At 57.2% G+C, this 12,424-nt stretch carries 6 protein-coding genes; all 6 read left to right on the top strand.

Annotated elements, in window-relative coordinates:
* The first annotated feature begins 49 nt into the window (after nt 1-49).
* The 6 genes from GIW79_RS01975 (at nt 50) to GIW79_RS01950 (ending at nt 12,361) form a co-directional block, all read left to right on the top strand.
* Entirely contained in the window at nt 50-2,497 is a 2,448-nt protein-coding gene (locus GIW79_RS01975; RefSeq protein WP_125919866.1) for a dermonecrotic toxin domain-containing protein, read from the top strand.
* A gap of 125 nt (nt 2,498-2,622) precedes the next feature.
* Entirely contained in the window at nt 2,623-3,336 is a 714-nt protein-coding gene (locus tag GIW79_RS01970; RefSeq protein WP_034126285.1) for an SIMPL domain-containing protein, read from the top strand.
* Nucleotides 3,337-3,520: 184 nt separating this feature from the next.
* Nucleotides 3,521-6,865 (top strand): dermonecrotic toxin domain-containing protein, encoded by a 3,345-nt coding sequence (locus GIW79_RS01965; RefSeq protein ID WP_057976840.1) that lies wholly within the window; start codon nt 3,521-3,523, stop codon nt 6,863-6,865.
* Nucleotides 6,866-6,962: 97 nt separating this feature from the next.
* On the top strand, nt 6,963-8,564 hold the full coding sequence (locus GIW79_RS01960) for an ABC transporter substrate-binding protein (RefSeq protein WP_236452312.1): 1,602 nt from the start codon (nt 6,963-6,965) through the stop codon (nt 8,562-8,564).
* A gap of 258 nt (nt 8,565-8,822) precedes the next feature.
* Nucleotides 8,823-10,451: an ABC transporter substrate-binding protein gene (locus GIW79_RS01955; RefSeq protein WP_034126282.1), complete on the top strand. Its 1,629-nt coding sequence runs from the start codon at nt 8,823-8,825 to the stop codon at nt 10,449-10,451.
* A 356-nt stretch (nt 10,452-10,807) separates the two neighbouring features.
* On the top strand, nt 10,808-12,361 hold the full coding sequence (locus GIW79_RS01950) for an ABC transporter substrate-binding protein (protein ID WP_371920470.1): 1,554 nt from the start codon (nt 10,808-10,810) through the stop codon (nt 12,359-12,361).
* Nucleotides 12,362-12,424 lie beyond the last annotated feature (63 nt).

Below are 12,424 nucleotides of genomic sequence, written 5' to 3'. Positions count from 1 at the left end.
ACCGCCCACCGATGGGCATCATCATGCCTCGCCACTCAGGAACGCTTTCATGCAGATGAATAACGCACTCCCCACTCAAAGGCCCTACACCGCTGAACCGCCATCAGGTGCCACTCTTAGCCGCCAGCGACGTGCGATAGACCAGAGCCCAAACAACGAGCAATACCTCGTGGAAAGCGTGCGCAGGGATTTATCCAATAACGGTGGTGACGGTTACGAACTCGTCAGCGTGAACCACGATCCCGGCAAGACGGTGGGAGCCCATGACAAAACAATTGTACCCGTGGATGTGGGGATCAATATCGACAGCGCCAGCAATGCCGAGAACCTGGCCTTGGCCTTCAAGTCGGTAACGCAAGATGCCGCGCAGACGGTCAAGCAACTGTTCAAGGACAAGTGGAACCTGGACATCGACCCGGACAGAACGTATCTGACGACGTTCAACTACAACACTACCGGCAAGCCGCCCTACCCGGCCAAGCTGGTCGAACAGATTACACTGACGGACGCCCTGGTAAAAAACAGCCAGACTACGCCCGAAGGAAGGGGGGCGCTGGTTCCTCATTATGCCGGCGGCCCAGCAGTGAGGCTGGTCGATCACCTGCCCCATATTGCACCAGGCGTATTCGACGTCGCCGACCGATTCAACCCCAATCGCGAGTCGGCCCACATTACCCACACCTACCAAGGCATTTATACCGCCTCCACGCCCGGCACCCCGCAGGTCTATGCGCCTTCAACCCAGCTGTCAGTGTCGCCAAAGGACTTCAAGGAGCAAGTCTGGGCCACCGACTTCCAGCGCCCCTACATCGAGTTCCTTAACGACTTCTGGGACAAGCACGACCGTCAATACCCTATTGTGGCCAAGGCGGCACTCGTCAAAGCTGCACACTCGCAACATCAGGAGGGCAGCCTGACGCAGGAAGACAAACAACTGGTCCTGCGCGCAGCGGGGCTGCCTGGCAACACCCTGGCCTGGGCCGATACGCTGTTCAACGACCTCACACGCCCGACGCGGCCCGATCCTGGACTAGACGTAGGCCTGTTGAGCGTAGGGCAATACAAATCCACCGACCTGATGGTGATCACCGACAAAAACACCCGCCAGGGTGCCGATGGCAAACCGATCAACCGCACACTGCTGGTCATCCCGGGCAACTCTTCGCCAATCCACGCTTTTGACAGCGTAGAGCAAATGAAGCAGTGGTTGGCGAGCCAGGCCGCAGACCCGGAAAAACTCAAGGCACTGGAAGGACACTTCACCTTCAAGGACTTGAACAGCGGCCCGTTCAAAAGCGGCGTGCGTGAAATGCTCAAAGGGATGGCCGTGTGGCCCAAATATGCGCACCACCGTACCTGGCCTCCTGCAACGACCTTGAGCCTCCAGCGCTTCAACGCCACCGGGCGTTCAAATACCGGCCCTGATATCGACGCCACCGCCGATGTCTTTCAACAGATCGGCCAACGCCAATACGATCGGTCGTTCGACGACGCCAAGTCGCAGATCACCTCCGATGCCGACGTCACCAAAGCCAATATCCTGTCGGGTCTCAGCAAGGCAGCCATGATCGCGATGCTCTTTGCCCCGGTGGCCATCGCCGTGCCCGAAGTGGCTTTGGCGTTGGATGGGCTGTACATCGCCTCGGGTATCACCGAAGCAGGCATTGGCGCCGACGATTTGGCCAAGGGCAAACCCGGCGGCGTCGGTCATTTGATTTTTGGCGTGCTCAATGCCGCGCTGCCTGTAGCCACACGCCTGGTGTCCCAGGCCGGTACAGTGGTGGAAGAAGGGGCCTCGGCCAGTTCGCAACGCCCTGTTGGGCAGCCAGTGACTGATGCCCATCCGGGCAAGCCCTCGGTCGACCTTAACGTCGACAATAACTTTGCCTCCTTACTCCCCGAATCGGAACCTGTGGCGCCGGTCTCCGAAACACTGTCGACGGACGGTAAGTTGGTCACCCTCACGGGCACCAAGGATAACCTGGTCAAAGTCGAAGACAACCTGCACATTTTCACCGACATGAATAAAAATGGCCTGGAGCATCGCCTCAACATCATTGGCCATGGCGATGGCACCCATATTTATTACAAAGGTGGCAAACACACCCCGCAGGGGTTGTACAACACGCTCAAGCGCAATGGCATCTTCCCGGAGAGCTATGACAATATTCGCATTCTGAGCTGTTACTCCGGGGCGCAGGGCGAGAACTCCTTCGCCGCTCAATTTCAGCGGCTCACCGGACGCCCAGTGAAAGGCTATGTAGGTGAACTGACTGCCAGGTACTCGCCCGAAGAGATCCTGGGAGATAACCAGACAATCTACGAAAGTGGCAAACCCCCTGTAACCTTCGATCATCCCAGTCCCGACGATGGCGTTTCGGGTAAAGAATTCAAGCCGGTGAAGACCAACCCGTATTCGATTTTCGATCACCCGTTCAAATGGTGGAATTTCAGCTACAAGCCTGTGACGTTTACTCCAAAAGGGGCCACCCTGTAACAGGGTCCTCGCGTGGCGTGAGGGTAGCGCACGCCACGCTGAAATTTATTTGTATTGGGTAAACCCGACGAACCCCAAGGCTACGTCTACAGTCTTACCGAACACGAATATCCCCAGGAGCTTCCATGTCTCGTTTCACTCGCAGTGCAGTTGTTCTCACCCTCAGCGCCAGCGCCCTGGCCAGCCTGCCGGCTATGGCCGCCGATGCACTGAATTACAACCAGATCTCCCTGCGCGCCGAAGTCAGCCAGGAAGTGGCCCGCGACAAGATGATCGTCACCCTTTACACCGAATCGCAAAACGCCGACCCGGCCAAGCTCGCGGCCGAAATCACCACCACCCTGAACCAGGCGCTGGGCCAGGCTCGCGAAGTCAAAGGCGTGACCTTGCGCCAGGGCAGCCGCAACAGCTACCCGATCTACGACAGCAAGAACCAGAAGATCACTGGCTGGCGTGAACGTGCAGAACTGCGTATGGAAAGCGCGGACTTCCCGGCACTGTCCAAACTTACCGGCGAGCTGCTCAACACTCTGAAGATGGACAGCATGGACTTCGCCATCGCCGATGCCACGCGCAAGGCCAGCGAAGATGCGCTGCTCAAAGATGCCGTGGCTGCATTCAAGGCGCGTGCGCAACTGGCTACCGATGCACTCGGTGGCAAGGGCTACAAGATCGTCAACCTGAACTTCAACACTAATGGCTACCCGATGCCCTACGCCCGCAATGGCGGCATGATGATGAAAGCCGCCATGGCCGATTCAGCACCGACGCCTGAAGTGGAAGCCGGCACCAGCCAGGTCAACATGAGCGCCGACGGCGTGATCGAAGTTTTACAGTAACTTTTTTAGACAGGACCACGGCGCAACCCCACGGGGCTTGCGCCTTTTTTTTGCGCGTTAGCGCCACGTCATATCCAGCAGTACATCTCGCAGGAATCAAGTGCCCGGCTTCCACGACTCATTACTGCCATAGCTACCAGGGAGGGATGTGCTGGCATTTATTCATACAATGAGAGCCGAATATATGTCCCTGTCACTCAACTCAACCCACAGGTTATCGCTGCCACTCGTAGTCGCCAAACCGACGTCGGCCATTCAAGCGCAGGCGACACCGCCCACTGCAAAAACCGCCCAACCCGACGAAACAGCACTGCTCAAGGCCTATCTCGAGGCCGCACAACGTAAGGTGTTACACGGCAATGCCGGGCTTATAACCGTGCCGCCCCAGAGCACTCTGGGCCAGTGGCTTGGGCTGTATCGCATGCATTTGGAAAACGCCGTGGTACAAGGCTGGCTGCAGGAACAACACTTCGCCCCGGACACCTTGCTTTCAATCAACCCGTCTACAGGTACCTTGTCCGCCAAGGTCGAGGGCAAAACTAAAACCTTCCATCTCTCGGATTCATCAGGCTGGGGACAAATTTCAGGACCATTGCTGGACGCCGCAAAGATTATCGCCCCTGGAAATAACGGTGATTTACGTGTGAGGCTGGGCAAGGACTCCATCAAGGTCAGCGCAAAAGTGGTGGCCAACTTTGAAGGTGTGCCCCTTCCCCAAAAGCTGTCACAGGCTCGAACACAAATAAGGCACCTGGAACACAAAGACACCTTCGATCCTATCCCCGCCGATGACCGCCTGCGCCCTGCCAGCAGCCGCTCGCCACAGGCGCTGCAGGTGCAAAAACACAACGCCGCCAACTACTACAGCACCGCACCACAAGCCTTGGCTTACAAGCGCCTGGCCGTTGACGTCGCCGACAACCTGCCCAATACGCGGGCAGAGGCCAAAAAGTGGGCGGATGACCTGCTGCTCAAACTCACGGGCAAACCTATCGACTCCGACACCGTGTACTTGAACCGTTTCAAAGGTGGCGAAAGCGCAGACACGGCGACCGGCTGGGAACACACCTTTCAAGAACCCTGGTCTTCGCTGCGCTTGCCCGACGCCTTGCTGAAGAACTTCTCCGAGCACGACTGGGTGCCCGGCAACCTGGACCTGGAAGCGGGGCTATATACCCAGCCTGCTGGGCAAAGCGAAAAAGGCGGCTACGGCAAACACAATCAAATCGACCTCAAGCCGTCCCAAGTGATGCATGAAAGCTGGAAAACCGACTTTCAGACCCAAATGACCCAGAAGATTGACCACTTCTGGAGCACGCATAACGACGAGTATGAGACGACGATCAAAGGTGAATTCATCTTCCAGGCCCGCAAGCAATTGAAAAGCGCCGAGAGCAGACCCCCTCTTGAACGTTCCTTGCAAGCGCCCGAGCACCAGTTCACCCGTGACGACTACCGTTTGGTGATGGGTGCTGTGTCCAACCTTACGCTCGATGAAAACGCCCCGATCACCGTGGAACAACTCAAGGCCAAAGCACCGGCAAACGGCAACGTTCAAGCGCATGCCCTGAGCCTCCACGGGGTTACGTCCAGCGATATAGTGAGATTCAGCGCTGCGGACGGTGGCCGGCAAGTGCTCTATATACCGGGCGCCGAACCCGCATTCTTGCGCTTTGATTCTATTGAGAAGCTGGATCAGTGGCTGCTCGAGCAAGCCAAGGACCCTGCAAAACGCGAAGCACTGGCGGCTCACTTCCCGATGATCTATCGCCAGGACCAGACCAAGAGCTTTGCTGAACGCGCGGCAAAAGTACTGATGCCCATTCTGTGGTTCACCCATGTGGGCGAAAAGAAGGATGGCCTGGACACCCTCTTGGCGAAAATGGCCAGTGGTGAGTTGAAGGGGTCAGCGATTGACCGCAGCCACGCTGCCATTAAAGACGACGTTTTTTCCACATTGGCGACGGCCGCCAAAGAACGGATGAACAGTGACGCCGATGTAGTCATCAAGTCCGACAGCGAGGTGATTCGCGATACGTGGCTGAACGACATCACCGTAGCCGCCGGCCTGCTGGTCAAACTCGCGCCCATCGCCGCGCCCGTAGCCGCCGCAGCGGTGGCGGCCGGGTTGACCGAGGTGGCGCTAGGGGCAGAAAAAACCTCGTCTGGCGACACCGTGACAGAGCGGGATGAGGGCGCCTCCAAAGCGTTCGATGGCTTACTCAATACAGTGTTTTCCTACGGTGCCAGTGCTGTGCCGGAAGACCCTTTTGCACTGCCCGCAGAAAAAGAACTGCCGCGCCTTAAGCCCCAGCCTCTCCCCAGGGCAAACGCTCGCGAACCACAACCTGGGACGTCCACAGGCATCCCTGTGGTTAGCGACTCCGTTAACGCCCCACTCCCCAGATCCCGTTCACTCATTCCAATGGCGCAATATGCCGTCCCGGAGGGTGAACAGCTGATAAAGAACGCGCCTCGCGACGCGTTGGGTGTTTATCGAGTAACCGACAGCCAGGGAGTGCTGCGCCAGTTAGTGCGCCTTACCGACGAGACGGGGGCGAGCAAGGTATTTGAGATATCGGGGCGTTACCGGACCGGTGATGCATTTGCCAGAGTCATCAACCCCGATAACGGCGCGGGGCTGATGGTCATCACACCCGGGCGTAACGGAGAGTGGGCGCGGGCACCGGGTGATGGCGGGATAAAATGGCCGTGGCCGTGGCAACGTCCTGAGTCCCCGACACCCAGTAACGATTTAAAAACGCCCGCACATGTATCGGATAATTTTATTGAGTTAGACGGCACCAAAATGAAAGGCGCTGACCTATTCGACAAGTATTTCAACGTTGAAGAGCAAGCGAACTATAAATATGGCGTCACTTTCAGGGAAAATAACGGTATTTTAGAAAATCGTCCTGTCTTTTCCTGGACAGCAGACAGCGCGGATTTCACCGTACTTGCATCGGAAACAGCCTCCCCCTCCTCGTTTGGTAGCAGCAATTACTCCGAATACTTTATCAAAGACATCGACCGAGACCCTTACACAATAAGACGCCCTGGCCTGGAGAACGTTGAGATCAACATACCCCGGCAGCTAGCAGGAATGACCATCCCAGATAACTTAGAAGGGTCAATTCGTGAGGGTCTGGTAAGGGACGGGATCGATACATTTGAGCGCACCGTGCCCAATCCTGACATGCGAGCGGCAATTTCAGAGGTTGCTCATCAAGGTTCTTCCGCTCCTGCGTGGTTTGAATTGCAACCTCCGCGAGTGAAAGACGGCTATAGCAGCAGCGTTGGCGACCGGCAGTACTTCATCGACTACAACCCTCTAAAAAATGAGACCGAGGTCACAATAGTCACCCAATGGCACCTGAAATATGATGTTAGAGGTGAGTCCACCCTCGTCGATGACGTGAACATAACAGCCACTCGGACTTTCACCCTTCGTGAAAGTAATGAAATAGACGGCCCGCCCGTTACAATCGATAAATCGGCTCCCACCCGTATAGAGGTATCCCCCGCATAAAGGTATCCCCTACCTAAGCCAGCTGAACGGCGGTAACCTCGGTGACCGCCGTTTTTGTTTGGGCTGCTTTAAGATGCCCGCCGCCTCAGGGGTCTCCATGGAAAAAATCGCCGTCAAGCCACTGCTCCTCGCCGCAAGCCTTCTGGCCTTTATACCAATGACCCAGGCAGCCACCACCCTGGTCTACTGCTCCGAAGCCAGCCCCGCCGGCTTCGACCCCAGCCAGTACACCAGCGGCACCGATTTCGATGCGTCCGCCGAAACCGTGTTCAACCGCCTGACCCAGTTCAAGCGCGGCGGTACCGAAGTCGAACCTGGCCTGGCCACCAGTTGGGATGTTTCCAAGGATGGCCTGACCTACACCTTTCACCTGCGTGAAGGCGTCAAGTTCCATACCACCGACTTCTTCACCCCGACTCGTGACTTCAACGCCGATGACGTGCTGTTCACTTTTAATCGCCTGCTCGATGCCGACAGCCCGTTTCGCAAGGCCTACCCCTCAGAGTCGCCCTACTTAACAGACATGGGCTTGAACACCACGATCAAGAACGTCGAAAAACTCGACGAGCGCAGCGTGCGGTTCAACCTGAACACGGTCGATGCTTCGTTCGTGCAAAACCTGGCCATGAGCTTCGCCTCTGTGCAATCGGCCGAATACGCCACCCAGTTGTTGAAACAAGGCAAGGCGGAGCAGATCAACCAGCAACCGGTCGGCACCGGGCCGTTTGTGTTCAAGCGCTACCAGAAAGACTCGCAGATCCGTTATGTGGCCAATAAACAGTATTGGAAGCCCGAGGATGTGAAGCTCGATAACCTGGTGTTCGCCATCACCCCGGACGCCGCCGCGCGCCTGCAGAAACTCAAGGCGGGCGAATGCCAGGTCAGCGGTTACCCGCGCCCCGCCGATATCGAGGTGATGAAGCAAGACCCCAACCTGCGCGTACTGCAACAAGCGGGCTTCAACCTGGGCTTCCTGGCCTATAACGTGACTCACCCGCCGCTGGATCAACTCAAGGTTCGCCAGGCACTGGACATGGCCATCGACAAGCCCGCAATCATCAAGGCCGTGTACCAGGGCGCCGGGCAATTGGCGCAGAACGCACTACCTCCCGCGCAGTGGTCTTATGACCCGAAAATCCAGGACGCCCCCTACGACCCGACCAAGGCAAGGTTGCTACTAAAAGAAGCAGGGGTTGCACCAGGTACCACCATCAACCTGTGGGCAATGACCGTACAACGCGCCTCAAATCCGAATGCGCGGATGTCTGCACAAATGATTCAACAGGATTGGGCCAAGGTCGGCATCAAGGCCAACATCGTCAGCTATGAGTGGGGCGAATACATCAAGCGCGCCAAAAATGGCGAACACGATGCAATGATTTATGGCTGGACCGGCGACAATGGCGACCCCGATAACTGGCTGGGCGTGCTCTACAGTTGTGCTGCGGTCAAGGGCAGCAACTACGCCAAATGGTGTAACCCGGCGTATGACAAGCTGGTGCAGCAAGCCAAGTTCAGCAGCGACCGCGAGCAGCGCATCAAGTGGTATCAACAGGCACAGAAAATCCTTAAGGAACAGGTACCTATAACGCCTATTGCGAACTCGACGGTTTTCCAGCCTATGCGCAAGCAAGTGCGTGACTTCAAGATCAGCCCGTTTGGGCTAACGCCGTTCTACGGTGTGGGTCTAGATAAGTAACAGCCGCGCCCCAACCGAGTGCGCTAGACGCCTCGGCTGGGCTTTTTTGGTGCGCCATTTGCACCGAAAAAACCCTCCAAACAGGCACTTTTGTGTCGAAACTTTCATAATTGCGACATTCCTGTACGTTCGTACCACAGTTTTCCCTTTGCAACCGCTCTGCATCTTGCATTGGGTATGGCGCCTGCATAAGTATCCGCAGGCCGACTCACGAGGTCGCCCTCACCACCAAAAATGACAACAAATCATGAGGCCAACATGCTTAAACACGCAGTCCTTCCGTTATTAGTGAGCGCTGGCCTTATGGCCGCAGCCCCCGTAGCCCTTGCGGCAACTAACCTGGTGTTCTGCTCCGAAGGGAGCCCGGCCGGTTTTGATCCAGGCCAGTACACCACCGGAACAGACTTCGATGCCTCGGCCGAAACCATGTTCAACCGCCTGAGCCAGTTCGAACGTGGCGGCACCGCCGTCGTTCCTGGCCTGGCCACTAGCTGGGACGTGTCCCCGGATGGCCTGACGTACACCTTCCACCTTCGCGAAGGCGTCAAGTTCCATACCACCCCGTATTTCAAGCCAACTCGTGAATTTTCGGCTGACGACGTACTGTTCACCTTCAACCGGATGATCAATAAAGACGATCCATTCCGTAAGGCCTACCCCACCGAGTTCCCGTACTTCACGGACATGGGGATGGACACCAACATCAAGAACATCGAAAAAATCGATGACCACACCGTCAAGTTCACCCTTGGCACCGTGGACGCCGCGTTCATCCAGAACCTGGCCATGAGCTTCGCCTCGATCCAGTCCGCCGAATACGCTGCGCAGTTGTTGAAGGAAGGCAAGCCTGCCGACATCAACCAGAAGCCGGTCGGCACTGGCCCGTTCGTGTTCAAGAGCTACCAGAAAGACTCGAACATTCGCTACACCGGCAACAAGGACTACTGGAAACCTGAAGACGTGAAGATCGATAACCTGATCTTCGCTATCACCACCGACCCGTCGGTGCGTATCCAGAAGCTCAAGAAAAACGAATGCCAGATCACCCTGTTCCCACGTCCGGCCGACCTCAAGGCGCTGGGTGAGGACAAGGACCTGAAACTGCCGCACCAGGCCGGTTTCAACCTGGGCTACATCGCCTATAACGTCATGCCAGTACTCAAGGGCCAGACCGCCGCGAACCCGCTGGCTGATCTGCGCGTCCGTGAAGCCCTGGACATGTCGGTGAACAAGCAGCAGATCATCGACTCCGTGTACCAGGGTGCCGGCCAACTGGCGGTCAACGCCATGCCGCCGACCCAGTGGTCCTATGACACCACCATCAAGGATGCCAAGTACGATCCTGCCAAGGCCAAGGAATTGCTCAAAGCCGCTGGCGTCAAGGAAGGCACCGAGATCACCCTGTGGGCCATGCCGGTCCAGCGCCCCTACAACCCCAACGCCAAATTGATGGCCGAGATGCTGCAGAACGACTGGAAACAGATCGGCCTGAAGGTCAACATCGTCAGCTACGAGTGGGGCGAGTACATCAAGCGCTCCAAAGGCGGCGAGAACCAGGCCATGATCATTGGCTGGAGCGGCGACAATGGTGACCCGGACAACTGGCTGAACGTGCTGTTCGGCTGCGACTCGCTGTCGGGCAACAACTTCTCCAAATGGTGCGACAAGAAATTCGACGGCATCGTTAAAGAAGCCAAGGCCACATCGGATGTCGCCAAACGCACCGAGCTGTATAAGCAGGCGCAACATATCCTCAAAGATGCAGTCCCGATGACACCTATCGCGCACTCGACGGTGTATCAACCCATGCGTAATACCGTGCAGGACTTCAAGATCAGCCCGTTTGGCTTGAATTCCTTCTACGGCGTTAGCGTCAGCGGCAAGTAAGGTTCAATAACGGCGACGTTTCATAACGTCGCCGTTATTCCATCCGCCTGGACCTTAGGAAACAGACTACGTTTGCAAGCGTTGCCGTCTTACAGCAATGAACTGCGACCCGTGCCTCCGTTGCCTACAAGGTCAGTCAGAATTGACGCATTTACTGCAAGGTCAGCGCCCCATAAGGTCGTAGGACAGCAGAGGCATCACTCTGGGAAGGGCACTTGCTGTGTGTGGGATCAGTGATGTCTGCCTGGCTGTAAGCCAGCAGGAAGGCTCGCTGTTGATAACTACAAACAAGGACCGGGATCGTCATGCGCCATACCACCGTTGTATCCGCTCTGTTTGCCACCAGCCTGCTGGCCATGGCCACCATGGGCCAAGCCGCCGAGAAAAAGAGCCTGGTGTTCTGCTCCGAAGGCAGCCCGGCAGGGTTTGACACTGCGCAATACACCACCGCTACCGACAACGATGCGGCGGAGCCTTTGTATAACCGTTTGGTGGAGTTCGAAAAAGGCGCGACCGACGTCGTCCCTGGGCTGGCAACCAAGTGGGATATTTCCCCGGATGGCCTGACCTACACCTTCCACCTACGTGAAGGGGTGAAGTTCCACAGCAACAAGGAATTCAAGCCGACACGGGACTTCAACGCCGACGACGTGCTGTTCACCTTCAACCGCATGCTTGACCCCGAACACCCGTTCCGCAAGGCCTACCCCACCGAGTTTCCGTACTTCAACGGGATGAGCCTGAACAAGAACATCGCCAAGGTCGAGAAAACCGACCCGTACACCGTGGTGATGACGCTGAACACGGTCGACGCCGCGTTCGTGCAGAACATCGCCATGAGCTTTGCCGCGATCCTTTCGGCGGAATACGCCGAGCAGTTGCTCAAGCAAGGCCGGCCCAGCGACATCAACCAGAAGCCGATCGGCACTGGCCCGTTCGTGTTCCAGCGCTATCAGAAAGACTCGCAGATCCGCTACGTGGGCAACAAGCAGTACTGGGACCCGAGCCGCGTCAAGCTGGACCAACTGATCTTCGCCATCAACACCGACGCCTCGGTACGCGTACAGAAGCTCAAGGCCGGCGAATGCCAGGTGACCTTGCATCCACGCCCTGCCGATGTCGAGGCCCTCAAGGCCGACCCGAACCTGCAACTGCTGACCAAGCCGGGCTTTAACCTGGGCTATATCTCCTACAACGTGCGCCACAAGCCATTCGATCAGCTTGAAGTACGCCAGGCGCTGGACATGGCGGTGAACAAGCAGAGCATCCTCAATGCTGTGTACCAGGGCGCCGGGCAACTGGCGGTCAACGCCATGCCGCCGACGCAGTGGTCCTACGACGACAGCATCAAGGACGCCGCCTACGACCCGGAAAAAGCCAAGCAGTTGCTCAAGGCCGCCGGGGTCAAGGAAGGCACCGAGATCACCCTGTGGGCCATGCCAGTGCAACGCCCGTACAACCCCAACGCCAAGCTGATGGCGGAAATGCTGCAGAACGACTGGGCCAAGATCGGCCTCAAGGTCAAGATCGTCAGCTATGAATGGGGCGAGTACATCAAGCGCACCAAGAACGGTGAGCATGATGTCAGCCTGATCGGCTGGACCGGCGACAACGGTGACCCGGACAACTGGCTCGGCACCCTCTACAGCTGCGACGCCATCGGCGGGAACAACTACTCCATGTGGTGCGACCCGGCCTACGACAAGCTGATCAAGCAAGCCAAGGTCGTGACCGACCGCGAACAAAGGACTGTTCTGTACAAACAGGCGCAGCAATTGCTCAAGCAGCAGGTGCCGATCACGCCCATCGCCCACTCGACGGTAAACCAGCCGTTAAGCGCCAAAGTCGAAGGCTTCAAGGTAAGCCCCTTCGGCCGCAACGTGTTCTCGGGCGTCAGCATCAACCCATAAGAAAATAACCGGATGGCGGGAAGCGAAATACGCTTCCCGGCAAACGTGCAGGCTTTTGTTGGG

Source organism: Pseudomonas sp. PA-7-1E, assembly GCF_021605325.1.
Taxonomy (GTDB): Bacteria; Pseudomonadota; Gammaproteobacteria; order Pseudomonadales; family Pseudomonadaceae; genus Aquipseudomonas; species Aquipseudomonas fluorescens_BV.
Note: the sequence above shows the minus strand (reverse complement) of the source record. Positions and strands in the feature narration are given on the sequence as shown.